Source organism: Mycobacteriales bacterium, assembly GCA_035533475.1.
Taxonomy (GTDB): Bacteria; Actinomycetota; Actinomycetes; order DATLTS01; family DATLTS01; genus DATLTS01.
In genome coordinates, this window is the sequence record DATLTS010000014.1 from 113,552 (window position 1) to 132,096 (window position 18,545).

At 71.2% G+C, this 18,545-nt stretch carries 17 protein-coding genes; 6 read left to right on the forward strand and 11 right to left on the reverse strand.

What is annotated here, in order from left to right:
• Positions 1 to 340: 340 nt before the first annotated feature.
• The 5 genes from VNG13_02060 to VNG13_02080 all read left to right on the forward strand — a co-directional run bounded on the left by VNG13_02060 (position 341) and on the right by VNG13_02080 (position 6,674).
• On the forward strand, positions 341 to 1,507 hold the full coding sequence (locus VNG13_02060) for an NAD-dependent epimerase/dehydratase family protein (protein ID HVA59304.1): 1,167 nt from the start codon (positions 341 to 343) through the stop codon (positions 1,505 to 1,507).
• A gap of 31 nt (positions 1,508 to 1,538) precedes the next feature.
• The gene (locus VNG13_02065) at positions 1,539 to 2,447 is read left to right on the forward strand and encodes an NAD-dependent epimerase/dehydratase family protein (GenBank protein HVA59305.1); all 909 of its coding nucleotides are present in this window, start codon (positions 1,539 to 1,541) and stop codon (positions 2,445 to 2,447) included.
• Positions 2,444 to 3,202, forward strand: a complete 759-nt coding sequence (locus VNG13_02070) for a glycosyltransferase family 2 protein (protein HVA59306.1) — start codon at positions 2,444 to 2,446, stop codon at positions 3,200 to 3,202. The genes VNG13_02065 and VNG13_02070 overlap by 4 nt, the downstream gene beginning before the upstream one ends.
• A 268-nt stretch (positions 3,203 to 3,470) precedes the next feature.
• Positions 3,471 to 5,441 carry a hypothetical protein gene (locus VNG13_02075; GenBank protein ID HVA59307.1) on the forward strand — a complete coding sequence of 657 codons (1,971 nt, stop codon included), beginning with the start codon at positions 3,471 to 3,473 and terminating at the stop codon, positions 5,439 to 5,441.
• Between the two features lie 240 nt (positions 5,442 to 5,681).
• Positions 5,682 to 6,674: a hypothetical protein gene (locus VNG13_02080; GenBank protein ID HVA59308.1), complete on the forward strand. Its 993-nt coding sequence runs from the start codon at positions 5,682 to 5,684 to the stop codon at positions 6,672 to 6,674.
• 82 nt (positions 6,675 to 6,756) lie between these two features.
• Here VNG13_02080 and VNG13_02085 read toward each other — a convergent pair whose 3' ends face one another.
• The 11 genes from VNG13_02085 to VNG13_02135 form a co-directional block, all read right to left on the reverse strand.
• Complete coding sequence (locus tag VNG13_02085) at positions 6,757 to 8,064, reverse strand: HAMP domain-containing sensor histidine kinase (protein ID HVA59309.1); 1,308 nt, start codon at positions 8,062 to 8,064, stop codon at positions 6,757 to 6,759.
• A 218-nt stretch (positions 8,065 to 8,282) separates the two neighbouring features.
• Positions 8,283 to 9,029: a response regulator transcription factor gene (locus VNG13_02090; protein HVA59310.1), complete on the reverse strand. Its 747-nt coding sequence runs from the start codon at positions 9,027 to 9,029 to the stop codon at positions 8,283 to 8,285.
• 104 nt (positions 9,030 to 9,133) lie between these two features.
• Complete coding sequence (locus VNG13_02095; protein HVA59311.1) at positions 9,134 to 10,126, reverse strand: glycosyltransferase family A protein; 993 nt, start codon at positions 10,124 to 10,126, stop codon at positions 9,134 to 9,136.
• Between the two features lie 64 nt (positions 10,127 to 10,190).
• On the reverse strand, positions 10,191 to 10,847 hold the full coding sequence (sigH, locus tag VNG13_02100) for an RNA polymerase sporulation sigma factor SigH (protein ID HVA59312.1): 657 nt from the start codon (positions 10,845 to 10,847) through the stop codon (positions 10,191 to 10,193).
• Positions 10,848 to 11,073: 226 nt separating this feature from the next.
• Positions 11,074 to 12,012: a 23S rRNA (guanosine(2251)-2'-O)-methyltransferase RlmB gene (gene rlmB, locus VNG13_02105; protein HVA59313.1), complete on the reverse strand. Its 939-nt coding sequence runs from the start codon at positions 12,010 to 12,012 to the stop codon at positions 11,074 to 11,076.
• Positions 12,009 to 13,406, reverse strand: a complete 1,398-nt coding sequence (gene cysS, locus VNG13_02110) for a cysteine--tRNA ligase (protein ID HVA59314.1) — start codon at positions 13,404 to 13,406, stop codon at positions 12,009 to 12,011. The genes rlmB and cysS overlap by 4 nt, the downstream gene beginning before the upstream one ends.
• Positions 13,407 to 13,438: 32 nt before the next feature.
• Complete coding sequence (locus VNG13_02115; protein ID HVA59315.1) at positions 13,439 to 14,641, reverse strand: homogentisate 1,2-dioxygenase; 1,203 nt, start codon at positions 14,639 to 14,641, stop codon at positions 13,439 to 13,441.
• Positions 14,642 to 14,676: 35 nt separating this feature from the next.
• Positions 14,677 to 15,198, reverse strand: a complete 522-nt coding sequence (gene ispF, locus VNG13_02120; GenBank protein HVA59316.1) for a 2-C-methyl-D-erythritol 2,4-cyclodiphosphate synthase — start codon at positions 15,196 to 15,198, stop codon at positions 14,677 to 14,679.
• Positions 15,188 to 15,886 (reverse strand): 2-C-methyl-D-erythritol 4-phosphate cytidylyltransferase, encoded by a 699-nt coding sequence (gene ispD, locus VNG13_02125; protein HVA59317.1) that lies wholly within the window; start codon positions 15,884 to 15,886, stop codon positions 15,188 to 15,190. The genes ispF and ispD overlap by 11 nt, the downstream gene beginning before the upstream one ends.
• Positions 15,883 to 17,034 carry a TRAM domain-containing protein gene (locus VNG13_02130; GenBank protein HVA59318.1) on the reverse strand — a complete coding sequence of 384 codons (1,152 nt, stop codon included), beginning with the start codon at positions 17,032 to 17,034 and terminating at the stop codon, positions 15,883 to 15,885. Before VNG13_02130 ends, ispD begins: the two co-directional genes overlap by 4 nt.
• Positions 17,035 to 17,071: 37 nt before the next feature.
• Positions 17,072 to 17,554, reverse strand: coding sequence for a CarD family transcriptional regulator (locus tag VNG13_02135; protein ID HVA59319.1), 483 nt, complete (start codon positions 17,552 to 17,554; stop codon positions 17,072 to 17,074).
• Positions 17,555 to 17,739: 185 nt separating this feature from the next.
• Between VNG13_02135 and VNG13_02140 the strand changes: the two genes are divergently transcribed.
• Positions 17,740 to 18,477, forward strand: coding sequence for a hypothetical protein (locus VNG13_02140; GenBank protein ID HVA59320.1), 738 nt, complete (start codon positions 17,740 to 17,742; stop codon positions 18,475 to 18,477).
• Positions 18,478 to 18,545: the final 68 nt, after the last annotated feature.

Genomic DNA, 18,545 nt, shown 5'->3' on the forward strand with positions numbered 1-18,545 from the left:
CTCGTCGTCAACCGGGAGGCAACGGAATGGCCCCGCGCGCGTAACTGAGCCCCTGAACCGGTACGACGGCGCCACGCCGCACAAGATGAAGCACAGGGTCGCCGGACTCATCGTGGCTGGGGATCGCGGTGATCCGGATTGGAGTAGGCGACGGTCACCCTGAGGGCTCGTCGGTGGCGGCAGACACCGCACGTGCAAAGGTCATGCATTCCCAGTGTTTTCACAGCGATAACGACCGGTAGTCGTGAGCCGCGTCTGCTATATCTCTGTGCGGCGGCTGCGTCTAACAGCTGGCCTGAGCGCCGCCGTGCGTCGGCGCGGACGAGGGAGGTAAACCCCGATGCGGGTGCTCGTGCTCGGCGGCGATGGCTTCTGCGGTTGGCCGACCGCGCTGCACCTGTCCGAGCGTGGCCATGAGGTCAGGATCGTCGACAACTTCGCCCGCCGCGTCGCGGACATCGAACTGGAGGTGTCGAGCCTCACACCGATCACGCCGTTGGGCACCCGGCTGGCGGCGTGGCGGGAGCTGACGGGACGGGAGATCGGCTTCGACCGAATCGACGTGGCAACGGAATACGAACGGCTGGCTGGTCTGCTGACCGCCTGGCGGCCGGACACGGTGGTGCACTTCGCGGAGCAACGCGCCGCGCCCTACTCGATGAAGTCGAGCTGGCACAAGCGCTACACGGTCTCGAACAACGTAAACGCCACGCACAACCTGCTGGCCGCACTCGTTGACGTCGGCCTCGACGCCCACGTGGTGCATCTGGGAACCATGGGTGTGTACGGCTACGGCACGGGCGGTGCCCGTATCCCGGAGGGGTACCTCACCGTCGGGGTCCGCGGTGCGGGCGGCCAGTGGGTGGAGCGGGAGGTACTGCACCCGACGGATCCCGGCAGCGTCTACCACCTGACCAAGACGCAAGATCAGTTGACGTTCGCCTACTACGCCAAGAACGACGGGGTGCGGATCACCGATCTTCACCAGGGCATTGTGTGGGGCACCCAGACCGAGCAGACCCGCCGGGACGCACGACTGATCAACCGCTTCGACTACGACGGGGACTACGGGACGGTCTTGAATCGCTTCTTGATGCATGCCGCGATCGGGTATCCCCTGACCGTTCACGGGACCGGTGGCCAGACCCGGGCCTTCATTCACATCCGGGACACTGCCCGCTGCATCGAGTTGGCCGTCGCGAGCCCGCCGCCTGCCGGATCCCGGGTGCGGATCCTCAATCAGATGACGGAGACGCATCGGCTCATCGACCTCGCCAAATTGGTGTCACGGCTCACCGGTGCCGAAATCGCCTTCGTCGACAACCCACGCCAGGAGGCCGTCGAGAACGACCTGGACGTCGTCAACGACGGCCTGCTCGAGCTCGGCCTGGCCCCGCTACTGCTGGAAGAGGGGCTGCTCGGCGAGGTCACGGAGATAGCAGAGAAGTACGTGCACCGCTGTAATCGCGACGCGATCCCGTGCCGTTCGCTGTGGCGGCGACCCTGACCTGCCCGAGCCCGACCCTCGCGGTCCGCCCGTGAGCTGGCTGTCCGGTGAGCGCATCGTCGTGACCGGGGGGGCGGGATTCATCGGCCGGGCACTGGCCCGAGCGTTTCGTGATGGCGGCGCGGAGGTCACGGTCGCGGACCTACACGCCCACCCGGATCTGCCGAGCGTGCCCGGCGACCTGACCGAGCCCGGCGCGGTGGAACGCGCGGTACGACCCGGCACCACTGGCGTCGTACATACCGCGGCCCGCACCTCGGTCCTCAAGTCTTTGCAGGAACCGGATCTCGTCTACCGGACGAACGTGGCCATGACCGCCGCCTTGCTCGAGCGCTGCCGAGCGCTCGAGGTGCCGCGCCTCATTTTCACCTCGACCAACGCGGTCGTAGGAGCGGTCGACGGTGAGCTGATCGACGAGCGAAGCCCGCTCCGGCCCCGGACTCCGTACGGCGCCAGCAAGGCGGCCGCTGAGATGCTCCTCGCCGGCTATGCGAACGGGTACGGCCTCGCCGCCACGTCGCTGCGTCTGACCAACGTGTACGGGCCGGGAATGACGGCCAAGGACAGCCTGGTCCCGCGACTGATGCGGGCCGCGGCGTCCGGTTCGCCGATCGAGATTTACGGGGACGGAGAGCAGGTCCGCGACTTCGTCCACCTAGACGACGTCGTGGTGGCCGTGCGCCTGGCGTGGGTGCAACGCGTCGTCGGGCCGATCCTCGTCGGGGCGGGCCACTCGGTGTCGGTCAACACCATGGTCGACCTGTGTGAACAGGCAAGCGGCCGGGCGATCACCCGCACCGGCAGCCCGTCCCGGCCCGGCGAGATGCGCCAGGTCGTGGTTGACATCGGTCGGGCCCGCGCGCTCGGGTATCGGCCGTCGGTCGATCTCGCCGAGGGGTTGGCCGGCGTGTGGGCCGACTTTCGGCCTCACGAATCGTGACCCCCGACGAGGAAACAGCCCTCGCCCGCTTCCACGCCGACTATCCCCAGCCAGGACCTTGTGAGTTGGCAGTGGTCATCGCGGCCTTCAACGAGGAGTCGAATATCGGCGCCGTCCTGGCGGACATACCAGCGACGGTCGTCGGCCTGCGGGCGACCGTCATAGTGGTGGATGACGGATCAACCGACCGGACCGCCGACGTGGCCCGCGTCCATCACGCGTTGGTGGGGGAGCTCGGACGCAACCACGGTCAAGGCGTGGCGCTGCGGTTGGGCTACCGGCTCGCCCGCGACCTCGGTGCCAGCTACATCGCTACCCTCGACGCCGACGGTCAATACAGTCCCTCTGACCTGCCGGTCGTACTCGCCCCACTGCTGGCCGGTCAGGCCGACTTCGTCACCGGCTCGCGCCGGCTCGGCAGCTCGATCGCGCCCACCCTGGCCCGGCGAATTGGTACGGTCATCTTCGCCGCGCTGGCCAGCCGGCTAGTCGGCCAGCACCTGACCGACACCTCCAACGGGCTACGTGCCATGCGAGCCGAGGTGACCGCCGCGGTCACCCTGCGCCAGCCCCAGTACCAGGCCGCCGAACTGCTGCTCGAGGTTCTCGCTTCCGGCTACCGCCTCGCCGAGGTCCCCACCGTCATCCATCGCCGGGCGTCGGGCCGCAGCAAGAAGGGCCCCAGCCTGGTGTACGGCTACCGGTACGCGCGGGTCATGGCAGGCACCTGGCGCCGGACGGCCCGTCGCCGCTGAGCTGGCTTGCGGCGCTCGAGCACGCCGGCCGGGTCGGGTGCCGAAGCCAATTCTCGAGTGGCGCAAGGAAGCCCAGCGCCGAAGACCCTGGGGCGGCGCGGATTCACAGTGAATTCACGGGAAGCAGTGGCAACGGCCCACCGGTCACGGCAGGGTCGGTGTCGTAGAGTCGCGCCCGATGCCCCGTCGCCAATCAGCCGTTCGGTCGGCTGCCGGCCCCGGCGCCACACGTGCGAGCGTCAACGAGCCGGACCGCACGGTCACGGTTATGGAGCTCGTCCTGTGCCTAAGCATCGCGGCCGTGGCCGTGTTCGCGTGGATGGCCCTGCTCCTACTGGACAACCACGTGGGCACACTGGTCGACGTCGCCGTCGTTGCGGCGGCGTGCTACGCCGCGCTTCTTGTTCTGCTGTGGCGGCGGTGGCATCGGCCGGCGATCCGCACCGATCCCGCAGGCTTGGCCATCACCGTGGTGGCCGGAGCGGTGGGGGCTTTCTTCTTCTTCCCGGGCTTCCACTACGGGGTCACGGACAAGGACCCCGGCGGATACATCGAGATTGGGGCGGCATTCGCCCGACACGCTTCCTACTCGTTCACCGACGTTCTGGCCCAGCATGTGCCGGGGATCGTCACCCAGTCGCCTGGTGCGCGCTTTCCGGCGGTGTGGCAGGCCGGCCCGCACACGGTCATACCGCAGTTTTACCATCTGTGGCCCGCGCTGCTGGCCATGGCCTACGACGTCGGCGGCCTGCGGCTCGAGGTCGAGGTAACCCCTGCGCTGGGGGTGCTCTCCGTCATGGCGTTTGCCGCTTTGCTCCGGCGGGCCGTGCGCCATCGGGCGGGGCTGGCAGCATCTGCGGTCGGGGGGCTGCTGCTGGCGACGAACATGCTCGAGGTCTGGCAGGCCAAGTACCCAACTGCCGAGATGTTGTCGCAGTTGCTGATCGTCAGCGCCCTGCTGGCAATCGCCCTCGCCCTGGACACCGGCTGGGCGCCGGCGGCCGGGCTGGCCGGACTGCTCGTCGGCGTCGATTGGCTCGCGCGGGCCGACATCGTGCTACTCGCGGCGATCGCGGTCCTTATCGGGGCGCTCCTCGTCGCGCTACGCCGATGGGACAGTCGCTGCTGGTGGTTCGTCGCGGGCCTCGGTGTCACCTTGCCCCACGTGCTATGGCAGGCGTACGCCGGCGCCGACGACTACACCATCAGCAACGGCGTTCCCGCCTTGCACCTCCTCATCGAAGGGACGGTCGGCGCGTTCGCCGCAGCGGTGCTGTTTCGCTGGGCCGCGCGCCCGGCTCTCGACTGGATCGCCGAAGGCCTCAATCGAAAGCACTGGCAACGCCGCGGCGGTGCCGTGGTGTGCGTCACCGCCGTGGCACTCCTTGCCGCGGGCTTCCTACGTCCGTGGTACGACGTCACGCACACCGTGATCAGCGGCACCCGATTGCCCACCTACAACGAGGAGAACCTCCGCAACCTGTCCCGATTCCTCACGCTGCCCGGAATCGCGCTCGCGGTCGCCGGACTCGCGTCACTGGCGCTGAGGCGGTGGCGTGCGACCCTGTGGCTCATCGCCATCCCGGCCCTGCTGGTCGCGCCCGTATATCTCTACGATCTGCACAACGTGTCTCGGCTCATGCCCGGTGGCAGGCGCTACGTTCCCGAGGTGTTACCCGGCTTCCTTATCCTGATCACGCTCGCGCTCGTCGCGGGAATGGGGTGGCGGCTGCGGCGGCGGGCGCCGCTTCGCCTACCGGCGATCGCCGCAGCGGTGGGACTCCTAGTCGTCTTCGTGTGGCAGTCGGCGCCGCTGCGAATGCACGACGAAGAGGGTGGCTCGCTCGCGGTCAGCGCTGCGCTGGCATCCACCGCGCAGGGCCGCACCGGCGTCTACCTGTTCCAGTGGAAAGGCCCGACGGTCTGTTGCACAGAGCCGGAGTACCTCTTCGGCGGCGCGATATGGCTGGAGCGCGGCGAGTACTCCGCCCTGCTGCCCTATGATCCCCATCTCGACGCCGGCTACGTGCGCAGTGTGCTGGCCGGCATGCCGGGCTCTCCGGTCTTCGTGATCTGGGACGGCACCAGCTCGCCGCCGCCGCTTGCGCGCCTCTCGCTGACCGCGGTCCGCCACATCCAGACTGGGCTCCCGGTGTGGAACGAGTCGTACGTGGCGCGGCCGACTGGCGAGGCGGTCCCGATTCCGCTCGACTTCACGGTGTGGCGGGTCACCAGCTGACAACCGCGCGTCAACCCGACCGAGGGCCCCGGAAGTTACCGCGGCGCCCATCTTTGGCGGACCTCGGGGCACGGTGTTGCCACATCCCGTGCACCACGTGCGGAGACGGAAGCTGAGAGTTCGTTGAGAAACACGCCGGGCGGCGCGCCCCGGGGGGACGCCACTGACCCGTCAATGAGACGCTCAGGCAGAGAGGGTGCCCAGCCAGCTCGGCGTCGGGCATTCCGCGAAAGGAGACCTATGCCCCGGCCGGTACCTCCGGGCGGGGACACGTCCAACCGCTGGATAGGCCTGCAAAAGATGCTGGCGGACCCCCTGCGGGAGCACCCAGCCCTGAAAAGGTCCTTGCGCGTCGGCGGCTACCTCCTGTGCGGGGCCCTGCTCGCCGACGTGGGCTACCGGGCGTCCACGAGGTTTTCCCCGGAACGGCTGCGTGCCGCAGACCTCGCGCTTTGCCTGGTCCTGGGCATCATCTCGTGGACAGCGCTGGGTTGCGGCTGGGCAGTGCTCAGCCATCGCTGGATCGGCCCTCGCGCGGCGCTGTGGATCTGGGTGCGCACCCAGTTGCTGCGCTACCTTCCGGGCGCCGTATGGGGGCCAGCTGCCCGGGCCCGTGGCGCGACGACCCGGCTGGGGCAAGGCGTAACCCTGGTCGTGACCGAGAGCGTCCTCGCGCTCGGCGTCGCTAGCACCGTAGGCTCCGCGGTGCTAGCCGCCTCCGCAAGCCGGGCATGGGTCGTCGCTGCCGCCGGTGGCATGCTGATCCTCGCCGGAACCGCCGGGCTGAGTCGACGGTTAGGGCTCGGGCCGGGGACCATCGTTGCCGCGATCGGTTGCTATGTCGTGAGTTTCCTGACGTACGGCGCCATGGCGTTGACCGCGCAGGTCGCCGTCGGCCCCGTGGCCCGGCCGGGCCAGGTCTTCGGCGTCTCGCTCATCGCGTGGGTCGCGGGCGTCGTCGTGGTCACCGCTCCCGGCGGGCTTGGTGCCCGCGAGGCCGCCTACGTGGCGCTGCTCGCCGGCTTGCTGTCGAATACCGGGCCACTCTCGGCCGGGGCGGTAGCCGGCCGTCTGGTGATGTTGTTATCGGAGGTGGTCGTGCTGGCCGCGGTGGCCGCGGCTCGGACCCGCCGCCGGTCGGAGAGGCGCGTCGATCCTTCGCAGCCAACCCAACCCCGGTCGGCCAAAGTCGATGAGCAGCGTGTGGCTGTCACCGGGGCCACAACCGCCTGACGGAGCCACCGCGGCTCAGCGCCCGCGAACGCGGCGAGAAGGGCCCGTTCGGACCGCCACTGCCGGCGTAGCTGGCCGACTGCTACCCGGCGCCCACCCGCTGGGCCGCGCTGGGCTCTCGAGCGTCGCGGCGGCGTCCCGGCGAGGGGTTCTCGGCGGGCAGTCGGACGATGAATTCGGCCCCGCCGCCGGGTGGCGCGGCCAGCTGCACATCACCGCCATGCGCTCGTACGATCGCCGCCACGATGGCCAGCCCCAGACCGACTCCGGTGATGCCGCCGGCTTGCCGGGGCCGGGCAGGGTGCACCCGGTAGAACGGGTCGAATACGTGCGCTCCATGTACAGGTTCGATTCCGGAGCCATGGTCACGGACGCTGATCACCACGACCGGACCGTCCTCGTGGACAGCGACGTCGATCGGTGCAACGGAGGGGGTGTGGACGACCGCGTTGGCGAGCAGATTCGCGATGACTTGATGTAGCCGGTCGTTGTCGCCGCGGACGTGAACCGGGCCCGGCGCCGACAAGCCGATCGCTCGCCCGGGGGCGACCGTGCGCGCGTCCGCGACAGCGTGCTCTGCGAGCAGCGCTACGTCGACCCGCGCCTTCTGTAACGGCCGGCCCATGTCGAGCCGAGCGAGAAGAAGAAGGTCCTCGACGAGTCGGGTCATTCGGACGGACTCGCCCTGGATCCGTTCGAGTGCGACCCTTCGCTCCGCCGGGGTGTGGGCTGCCGCTGTCTCGAGCAGGTCGGCGTAGCTGCGGATCGAGGTGAGTGGCGTTCGCAGCTCGTGCGAGGCGTCCGCGACGAATCGGCGCAGCCGGGATTCGGAAGCTTCCTTGGCGACCAGCGCGGCCTCGTTCTCGGCGAGCATCCGGTTCAGGGCTGCGGTGACTCGCCCGATCTCGGTCTCGTCCTCGGCACCGGCAATCCTGCTGCCACGCGCACCAGCGGTGATGGCCGCCGCGGTGTCGGCGATCGCGTCGAGGGGGCGCAGCCCCCGGCGAACCACCACTAATGCGAGAAAGCCGAGCAGAGCCAGCAGAGCCACTCCCCCGATGACCTCCACCGTCAACAGCCGCTGAAGGGTCGACGTCGCATCCGTCATCGGGATGGCGACCAGCAGGACGGCGCGCGACCCAGGCAACCGGCTACTCGCTATTCGGTACTGGACGTGCCCAGAGCTGGCCGTGTAGTAGTCAGCGCCCGATCCATCCACGTCCGGGGCGGGAATACTCGCGAGCATCGTGATCACCGGCGCGAAGGCGAGGACGGGCGGCTGGTGTGGTGGACCCGCAGCGACACCGATCGCCGGGGCTCCCACCAACCGAACTTGCGCGGCGTCTCCCGGGGGCAGCGCGTCCCCCAACGCCCGTTGGATCGCGCGCACGGCGCTCGGTAGGTTCGAATCTCCGTGCGCCGAGCGAAGCGCAGACCGGACGGAGACCGCGGCAGCCCTCTCGGTAGCGAGCGCATCGGTGTCCGTGCGGTGCAGGACGAAGGCACGGACCGCGCCGTAAGTAGTGGCGGCGAAAGCCACGAGACCGAGTGCGACGACGGCGAGTAGTCCCAGGACCAGTCTCCGACGTAGGGACCGGGCGCGGCCTTTCACAGCGTCTTCTCCGGCAGTCGCAACATGTAGCCGACCCCGCGCACGGTGTGGATCAGCGGAGGCCCCAACGGATCAAGCTTGCGCCGAAGGTAGGAAACGTAGGTCTCCAGGAGATTCGGATTACCACCGAAGTCGTACGACCAGACGGCCTCGAGCAACTCCCCCTTGGTCAGGACCCGCCCGATGTTGACCATAAGGTAACGGAACAAGTCGAACTCCGTGCTGGTCAACCCGACGAGCGTGCCTCCTCGCCGGACCTCCCGAGTCTGCGTGTCGATCTCGACATCGCCGCAGCTCAGCCGGGACTTCGTGTGGCGCCGCAGATCGGCGGTGCGTCGCAGGATCGCCCGGACCCGGGCCAGTAGCTCGGCTACAGCGAACGGTTTGGTGAGGTAGTCATCCCCCCCTGCCGACAGACCCTGAATCGTGTCCTCGGTCCCGTCACGGGCCGACAGGAACAGGATGGGCACATCCGAACCCGAGGCCCGAATCTCGCCGCAGACTTCAATTCCATCCAGGTCCGGCAACATGACGTCGAGGATCACGATGTCCGGTTGGAAGTGGCCGACGGCATCGATCGCCGCCCGGCCATTGTCGATCTTGATGGCCTCGTAGCCAGCGTGCCGCATCGCCATCAGAACAGCGTCCGCGATGAAATCGTCGTCATCGACGACCAGAACGCGCCCGCCGTTCTCGTCGGCAACGGCTCCGCCTGCGGGTTCAGGCGTTCGCACTAGGCTCACGGCTCACCAGTATGGGCCCCTTGCTGAGAGCCACCTGAGGCGCCCGCGACGTTCAACTGCCCCCACGCGGGCGGCCGGCCCGTGCCATCCGCTGGCCAGGCCGGCTACAGGACCGGGGTGCGGTGGCGGAGCGAGCCGCGCAGCATCGCCGCGATCTCCGCGACGTCGACGAGGAACTGCCCGGGCAGGGCGGCGGTGCGCAGCACCCGGTCCGGCGATCTCGGCGTCACGCACAGCCAGTCGTGCAGCCACGGCACCGCCAGCAGGACCAGCGGCGAGCGGCGACTGCGGGCCACCGCCGCCGAGGCCGCCACCAGCAGGAGCAGATGCGGATGGGTCGGCTTCCAGAAGATTCCCCCGTAGAGCAACGCGCGCCGGGCGGCGGGGCGGCGGCGGAAAACGGCCGGGATGTCGGCCCAGGCCGACTGGGCCCGGATGGTCTGCCAGACGGTGGACGGCCGCACGTCGTGGTAGACCACGGCTGTCTCGACGAACACCGGCTCCGAACCGGTTTCGATGATCCGCCAGGCCAGCTCGGTGTCCTCCGCGGCCACCCGCCGGAACTTCTCGTCGAACCCGCCGACCGTCTCGAGGTCCGCGCGGGCGAAGAACGCGTTGGCGGTGGCGAACCAGAACGCGACCGTGCTGTCGACGAGCGGTACGTAGTAGAACGGCCGGTAGGACTCGAGCTGGTCGGGGTGCGCGCGGACCACCCCGGCGGCCACCCGGCGCCCCGGGCGCTCCATGACCGCGAGCCCCGCGGCCAGCCACTGCGGGGTGGGCACGCAGTCGTCGTCGGTGAACGCGATGACCGGCGCCCGCGCGGCCCGCCAGGCCCGGTTGCGCCCGGCGGCCGGGCCGAGTCCGGGCTGATTGCGCAGCACGGTCAACGCGAAGGGCGCATCCGCTGCCAGTTCCTGGAGTGTTGCCCAAGTGTCGTCGCTGGACCCGTTGTCGACGATGACGACCTCGAGGGCGTCGGGCCCGATCGTCTGCGCGATGAGCGCCTCGACCAGCCGGGGCAGCAGCTGGGACCGGTTGTGGGTGGACACGCAGACCGCCACCCGCGCCGGCGGCGAGACCGGGCGGCCGGTCACGTCACCCGGCACCGGGTTGGCCGCGGCGCGGCGGGTGGTCGGGTCGGTGTCGGTGACGGCGGGCTCAGCCGACGTCGGCGATCTCGCGGTCGCGCAGGTGGCCGTCGAGCTTGCGCTTGATCCGCTGCAACGCGTTGTCGATCGACTTGACGTGCCGGCGCAGGACGCTGGCGATCTCGTGGTAGCTCTTGCCGTCGACGTAGAGGCGGAGCACCTCGGCTTCGAGGTCGGAGAGCACCTCGTCCAGATGGGCCTGCATGGCCCGGATCCGGTCCGAGGAGATGACGAGGTCCGCCGGGTCGCAGATCGACGTCGTGGGGATGACGTCGGCGAGGCAGCGGTCGCCGTCCTCGTCGGAGCTCAGCGGCCGGTGGAAGGAAACGTAGTTGTTCAGCGGCGTGTGCTTCTGCCGGGTCGCGGTCTTGATCGCGGTGATGACCTGGCGGGTCACGCACAGCTCGGCGAACGCCCGGAAGGAGGTGGACAGCGCCGGGTTGAAGTCCCGGATCGCCTTGTAGAGCCCGATCATGCCTTCCTGGATGATGTCCTCCCGGTCGGCTCCAACCAGGAAATAGGAGCGCGCCTTGGACCGGGCGAATGAGCGGTACTTGGTTAGCAGCAGGGTGAGGGCCTCGTCGTCGCCGTCACGCACCGCGGCGACGAGGTCTTCGTCCGCGCCCCCCCCGACCACCTGGGCTGCGGGGGTTTCCGCAGGACTCACGCTCGGGTTCCTTCGGTCGGCCGGTTGGACGGTTCGTCGCACGAGCAGGCCCTTACTGTAAGACGGCGGTGGGCGTCTGAACATCGGGTGCTGTCACAACAACGAGCAGGCGTCTTTGGGGTTACGGGCGAACCTACCACCGCGAAAACCGCACGAGATGGACGGAAATACCGCGAATCCGGCATACCTCTCCGGTCCGGACCGCCCGGCAGGATTGTGAGCCGTCCTAAATCGCGGCGGACCGCCGCCGCTCCGCGATCGCGTGCAGCACGATGCCCGCGGCGACCGAGGCGTTCAACGACTCGACCCCACGCGCGACGTCGATCCGCGCCGTGAGGTCGCAGGTGTCCGCGACCAGCCGGGACAGCCCGCGCCCCTCCGCGCCGACGACCACGACGATCGGATCGAGCCCCACCGAGAGGTCCGCGATGTCGAGGGCCCCGGCGCCGGTCAGCCCCACGACGACGAGCCCCTGCTCGGCGTAGCTGCGCAGGGATCGCACCAGGTTGGTCGCCCGGGCGACCGGCAGCCGGGCCAGGCTGCCCGCACTGGCCTTCCAGGCGGCCGCCGTCACCCCGGCGGCCCGGCGCTCCGGGACGAGCACGCCATGGCCACCGAACGCGGCCACCGAACGGGCGATGGCCCCGAGGTTGCGCGGGTCGGTAACCCCGTCGCAGGCGACGATCAGCGCCGGCTCGGCGGCGTCGACGGCGCGGGCGAGCAGGTCGTCGGGATGGTGGTAGGCGTATGGGGGCACGGTCAGGACCAGCCCCTGGTGCGCGACCGCCAGCCGGTCGAGCTCCGGACGCCCGGTCTCGAGGATCGCGACCCCCTGCTCGGCGGCGAGCCGCAGCGCCTCCCGCAGCCGCGGGTCGGCCTCGACCCCGGTGGCGACGTGCAGGGCGGTCGCGGGCACTCGGGCCCGGAGAGCTTCGACGACCGGGTTGCGCCCGGCGACGACCTCGGTCTGCCCGGCGGCCGGACCGCGCCGGGGGCCACCGGCCGGACGGCGTTCGGGGCGTTTCGCCGCGGCGGCCGCCCGGCGGGCCGCCGGGTGTCCGGGTCGCTGCTCGGCCGGCGGGGTGGGCCCACGGCCCTCGAGCCGGCGTCGGTTGTGCCCTCCGGTGCCGACCTGCGGGGCCCGCCGGCGTGGTTTGCCGGTCACGTCAGCCGCCAGCGCGGGCCGTCCGGGGTGTCCTCGATGACCAGCCCCGCGTCGCTCAGCGCGTCCCGGATCCGATCCGCCTCGGTGAAGTCCCGGCGCCCGCGGGCGCCGGTGCGCGCGTCGAGGGCGATCGCGACCAGCGCGTCGACGGTCTCGTGCAGCCGGCCACCCGCCGCCTCCGGCCACTGGGTCAGCGGGTCCAGACCGAGCACGGCGAGCATGCGTTGCACGACGTGCACCTGCCCGGCGACCAGGCCGAGGTCCCCGTCGGCCAGCGCCCCGTTGCCCTCCCGGACCGCGTCGTGCACGACCCCGAGTGCCCGCGGGACGGCGAGGTCGTCGTCCATCGCCGCGGCGAACGCCTCCCACCAGCCGGCCGACGCGTCCGTAGCCGCGGTCGGCAGGTCGCCGACCCGCTCGACACCGTTGCGGAGGAACGTCTCGAGCCGGCGCAGCGCGGCGTCGGCCTCGGTGAGGGTGGCGTCGGTCCAGGTGATCTCCGAGCGGTAGTGCGCCGCCCCGAGCGCGTAGCGCAACGCCGCCGGCCGGGTCCGGGCGAGGACGTCGGCCACGACGAGCGAGTTCCCCACCGACTTGCTCATCTTCGCCGATCCCACGTTGACCATGCCGTTGTGCAGCCAATACCGCGCAAAGCCGTCCCCGACCGCGGCGGACTGGGCGACCTCGTTCTCGTGGTGGGGGAATAGCAGGTCGAGGCCGCCACCGTGTACGTCGAAGGTCTCGCCGAGGTAGTGGGTGGCCATCGCCGAGCACTCCAGGTGCCAGCCCGGCCGGCCGGGGCCCCACGGGGTGTCCCACGCCGGCTCACCCGGCTTCGCGCCCTTCCAAAGCGCGAAGTCGAGTGGGTCGCGTTTCGCCCGCTCCGGATCCGTCGTCTCCGTGACCAGCATGGCGTCCGGGCGTTGTCCGGACAGCGATCCGTAGCCCGGGAAGGAGCGCACGTCGAAGTAGACGTCCCCCCCGCTGGGATAGGCATGGCCGGCGTCGATCAGCCGGGAGACCAGGGCCAGCATCTGCGGGACGTGACCGGTGGCCCGGGGCTCCACGGTCGGCGCCAGCACCCCCAGCGCGTCGTACGCGGCGGTGAAGGCCCGGCTGTTGCGCTCGGCGAGCGCCCACCAGGGCTCGCCGGCGTGGGACGCCGCGTGCAGGATCTTGTCGTCGATGTCGGTGACGTTGCGGGCGACGACGACCTCGAAGCCGCTCGCGGTGAGCCAGCGGCGCAGGATGTCGAAGGAGATCGCCGAACGGACGTGACCGAGGTGCGGGGCGGCCTGCACGGTGGGGCCGCACACGTAGATGCTGGCCATGCCGGGGCGCAGCGGCTCGAACGCGCGGAGTTCCCGGCTGCGGGTGTCGTGCAGCCGCAACATCGGCCCACCCTATTGGCGCGGCGCCGGCGCGCTCAGTGGCTGAGCCCGGGGTGGTCGGCGTCGCCGGCGGTCGCGGCCCGGGCCCATGTCCACGGGTACTCCGGGTCGGCGCACTCGACGGCCGCCGGCCCGAGCTCGAGCGGGCGGAAGGTGTCGACCATGACCGCCAGCTCGTCGGTCCCCGGTTTGCCGAGCGCGGCCTCGACGCTGCCCGGCTGCGGGCCGTGGATGAAGCCCGCCGGATGCAGCGAGATCGACCCGGGCCCGATGCCGGCGCCCTTGCGGGACATGAAATCGCCGCCGACGTAGAACAGCACCTCGTCGGAGTCGACGTTCGCGTGGTTGTACGGGACGGCGATTGCCGTCGGGTCGAAGTCGAATGGCCGCGGGCAGAACGAGCAGACCACGAAGTTCGGCCCCTCGAAGGTCTGGTGCACCGGCGGCGGCGCGTGGAACCGCTTGACGATCGGTTCGAAGTCGTGGATCGAGAACAGGTACGGGTAGAGGTAGCCGTCCCAGCCGACGACGTCGAACGGGTGGTGGGCGTAGGTGTAGCGGGTCAGCCCGGCCCGGTGCCGGACCAGGACCGGCACCTCGGCGTCCTCGGCGAGCAACGGCTCGTCCGGGCCACGCAGGTCCCGCTCGCAGAACGGGGCGTGCTCGAGCAGCTGCCCGTACGGCGAGAGGTAACGCCGGGGTGGATGCACGTGCCCGCGGGCCTCGACGACCAGCGCGCGCAGCGGCGACTCCCGCGGCAGCCAGCGGTGCGTGGTCGAGGTCGGGATCACCGCGTAGTCGCCGGCGACGACGTCGAGTACGCCGTAGCTCGTCTCCAGCCGGGCCGACCCGGACTCGACGTAGACGATCTCGGCCCCGATCGCGTTGCGGTACAACTCGCTCGCAGCCTCGGCGGCGAGGTAGCTGATCCGCACGTCCTCGTTGGCGAGCAGCAGCTGCCGACCGGTGACCACGTCCCCGCCGGTGCTCAGCTGATGGGTGTGCAGGTGCCGCGGCACGAGCGGCAGGTTCGGTGTCGTCGCCCGCGACACCGGATCCTCCGCTACCGCCTCGGCTTTCAGGATCGCCGTCGGCGGATGGCGGTGGTAGAGCAACGAGGAGTCGGAACTGAAGCCCTCTTCGCCGACCAGCTCCTCGGCGTAGAGGCCGCCGTCCGGGCGGCGGAAGGCGGCGTGCCGTTTCGCCGGGACCTCACCGACCCGACGGTAGAAGGCCATGCCCGGACCCTACGACAGCGCGGCGGCCGCGAGGCTCAGCGGCGGAAGACCAGTGCGGTGGCCACCGCGGCCACGCCCTCCCCGCGGCCGGTGAGGCCGAGCCCGTCGCTCGTCGTCGCGGCCACGCTGACCGGAGCGCCGGCGGCGGCGGTCAGCGCGGCCTCCGCCTCGACCCGCCGGGCGGCGAGCCGCGGACGGTTGCCGATCACCTGCACGGCGATGTTCCCGATCGAGTAGCCGGCACCCTGCACGAGGTGGACGGTGGCGGTGAGCAGCGCCACCCCGGTCGCGTTGGCCCAGCTGGGGTCGTCGGTGCCGAAGACCGAGCCGAGGTCACCGAGGCCGGCCGCGGACAGCAGCGCGTCGCAGGCCGCGTGCGCCGCGACGTCGCCGTCGGAGTGGCCGACCAGCCCCGCCTCGCCGGGCCAGGCGAGCCCGCCGAGCCACATGGTCCGGGCGGTGTCCGCCCCGTAGGCGTGGACGTCCACGCCGATCCCGACCCGCGGCTGCTGGGCCTGCGGGTCGGCGATCGGGACGACGTCGCCGCTAGCCGACACGTTCGGCCCGGCGTTGGGCGAGGACCGCTTCGGCGAGCACGAGATCGAGCGGCCGGGTGACCTTGAACGCCTCGGGGTGGCCGGGGATGACGACGACCGGGCGACCGATCGCCTCGACCAGGCCGGCGTCGTCGGTCGCGTCCACCGTCTCGGCGAGCGCATGCGCGTCGGCGAGCACCACCCGGCGAAAGCCCTGCGGGGTCTGCACCGCCCGAAGCGCGGACCGGTCGAGCGTCTCCACGACGACCTCGCCGGCGCGGACCCGCTTCACCGTGTCGACGACGGGCAGCCCCGGCACGACGGCATCCGCACCGGCCCGGACCGCGCCGGCGACGGCGTCAACGAGTTCGCTGGGCGCGAGCGGGCGGGCCGCATCGTGGACGAGGACGACGTCGACGTCGGCATCGAGCGCGGCGAGGGCGCGGGCAACCGACTCCTGGCGGGTCGCGCCCCCGGCGACGACGGCGACCTCGGCCGGCACCTCGTGCGAGTCGAGCAGCGCCCGCACCTCGGCGACCTCGTCCGGCGGTGCGGCGACGATGACGACGTCGACGGTCCGCGCCTGGGAGAGCGCGCGGACCGCGTGCACGAGCATCGGGGCGCCGCCGAGCGGGCGCAGGGCCTTGGGGATGCCGGGGCCGAGCCGCTCGCCCCGTCCGGCGGCGGGCACGACCGCCGCCGTGCTCACGCGGGTCGTCCGCCCTGGGCCGAGCCCCCGGGCCGGGCCAGGTCGCCGGTGGCCGACCCGGCAGCCACCGGGCCCGCGGCGGCGAAAACCATCCGGCCGTTCGCGGTCGTGAGCACGCTGGTCACCCGCACCGTCACCTCGCGCCCGATCGCGGTCGAACCTCGCTCCACGACGACCATCGTGCCGTCGTCGAGGTAGCCGACCGCCTGCCGGGGCTCCTTGCCGGGCTTGAGCAGTAGCACGCTGACCTCGTCGCCGGCGGTGACCGGCGGCCGGAGCGCTAGCGCCAGGGCGTGCAGGTTCAGCACGTCCACCCCGCCGAGGGCGGCGACCCGGGCCAGGTTGGTGTCGAGGGTGAGCAGGGCGGCCGGCCGGTCGAGCGCGGCCCGGACCAGCTTGGCGTCGACCTGCGGAATCTCCGGGTGCCCGTCGGGAACCACCTCGACGGCGAGCGCCGGTTCCCGGCGCAACGCCTCCAGGGTGGCCAGGCCGCGTCGGCCGCGGCTACGGCGAAGGTCGTCCCCGGCATCGGCGAGACCCTGGAGCTCGGCGAGCACCGCGTCGAGGACGAGGACCGTCCCGTGCAGGAAGCCGGCCCGGACGACGTCGAGGATCCGGCCGTCGATCGCCACCGAGGTGTCGATGAGCTGCGGCATCGCCGAAGGTGGCAGCGGCCGGGCCGCGATCCCGACCCGGGAACCGAACAGGGCCAGCATCCCGTCGCGTTTGCTCGCCCCGATCCGGAAGCCGCAGTAGCCGAGAATGACGAGCACCAGACCGAAGATCGGGAAGGCGATCAGCGGGTCCGGGATGAAGAACAGCGGCCAGGCGACCGCGGTGCCGAGCAGCACCCCGACGACGACGCCGGCAGCCCCGGCGACCAGCAGGTCGGCGGTCACGTCGCGCAGCGCCGACTCGGTCCGGTCGGCGGCGACGATCGCGCTGCGGCCCAGGACACCGCCGAGCACGTAGCCGAGCCCGGAACCGACGATCACGCCGACCGTGACGAAGCCGAACGGGCCGAGGCCCGCACCGACCGCGTGCACGGTGCGGGCGATCTCGTAGCCGACGCCGGCGAAGAACAGAACGGTGAGCAGCCTGAGCAGTTCGACCAGACCGCTTGGCGTGCGGCGGCGCGTGACGTTCACCGCGCCTCCCGAGCCCGTCGAGCCTGCCGAGGAACCTCTACGAGGACAGCACCTCGTCTAGGACAATTTCTGCCTTGTCCTCATTAGTACCTTCGGCAAGCGCGAGCTCGCTCACAAGGATTTGCCGGGCCTTGGCCAGCATCCGCTTCTCGCCCGCGGACAGCCCGCGCTCCCGGTCGCGGCGCCACAGGTCCCGCACCACCTCGGCGACCTTGTTGACGTCGCCGGAGGCCAGCTTCTCGAGGTTCGCCTTGTACCGGCGCGACCAGTTGGTCGGCTCCTCGGTGTGCGGGGCGCGGAGCACCTCGAACACCTTGTCGAGACCCTCCTGGCCCACGACGTCGCGGACCCCGACGATCTCCGCGTTCTCGGCCGGCACGCGGACCGTGAGATCACCCTGGGCGACCTTGAGGACGAGGTACAGACGCTCCTCACCCTTGATCACCCGGGTCTCCATGGCCTCGATGAGCGCCGCCCCGTGGTGGGGGTAGACAACAGTTTCGCCGACCTCGAATGACATGGGTTGCGCATCCCTTCGCCTGCCTCAGGGTAACACGGACCGGGGCCGCACCCGACCCCAGGCCCGCGGCATATTCGCAGGTCAGAGGCCTGATCATCCCCGGATGGGGGCTTGACAGCGGCACTGGAACCGTGCATCGACCGCCGCTCTTACCGAAACCGGCGACACGGGCGATACTGGAACGCGTGCGCGACGACGACGACGGTCCGCCGGACGGCCGCCCGGCCGGCGACGGCGCAGTGTGGGCCGGCGACGTCGTCGTCCCAGACGATCTGCGCGAGCTCGGCCATGACGTCGAGGCCTACCGACGGGAGCTTCGCGCGGCGCGCCGACGGGATCGGCTGCGGCACTGGGTCGGCGCCCGGCCGGGAACCCGGTGGCCGGCGGCCGGCTCGCTGATCGCGATGCTGCTGCTCGGCGTGGGGCTCGTCGCCGGGCTGCTGTTCGCACTGCCGGTACATCAGGTGGCGCTGCGCCGGCCGGCGCCGCTCGCCGATCCGGCGATCCCGGCGGGCCAGCTCGGCGGCCTGCTGCCGGAGGTCACGCTGCGGTTGCCCGAAGCCGCCCGGGCGCTCACCCTGCGCCCGGCGTTGTTCGCGTTGGTGCCGGCGCGGTGCGGGTGCGCGGCGATCCTGGACAGCCTGGCCGGTCAGGCCGCCCAGTACGACATCCCGCTCGTCGTGGTCGCCGCCGGCGGCTTCGACCCGGAGCTCGCCGGGCTGGTCCAGGGGATCCACGTGGGGAACGCCGAGGCCGCCTACGACCCGTCCGGCGTCCTCGCGGCGACCTACCGGGCCGACCAGGTGACCGCGGTCATCCTCGCCCCCGACGGCACGGTTCCCTATGTCCTGCGCGACGCCACGTCGGACACCGCGGCTGACACCGCGACCATCGGCGGGCACCTCGACGCCTCGATGCACTGACCGGACGGCCGGCCAGTAGCCTGTCCCCCGATTCGTGGCCGGCGACGGCCAGGTGCGTCGAGGAGGGC

Excerpts from the sequence above, each read along its gene's own strand:
- VNG13_02060 (HVA59304.1), top strand. The coding sequence starts at position 341 with ATGCGGGTGCTCGTGCTCGGCGGCGATGGCTTCTGCGGTTGGCCGACC.
- VNG13_02075 (HVA59307.1), top strand. The coding sequence starts at position 3,471 with ATGGAGCTCGTCCTGTGCCTAAGCATCGCGGCCGTGGCCGTGTTCGCG.
- VNG13_02080 (HVA59308.1), top strand. The coding sequence starts at position 5,682 with ATGCCCCGGCCGGTACCTCCGGGCGGGGACACGTCCAACCGCTGGATA.
- cysS (HVA59314.1), bottom strand. The coding sequence starts at position 13,406 with ATGTTGCGGCTGCACGACACCCGCAGCCGGGAACTCCGCGCGTTCGAG.
- VNG13_02115 (HVA59315.1), bottom strand. The coding sequence starts at position 14,641 with ATGGCCTTCTACCGTCGGGTCGGTGAGGTCCCGGCGAAACGGCACGCC.
- VNG13_02135 (HVA59319.1), bottom strand. The coding sequence starts at position 17,554 with ATGTCATTCGAGGTCGGCGAAACTGTTGTCTACCCCCACCACGGGGCG.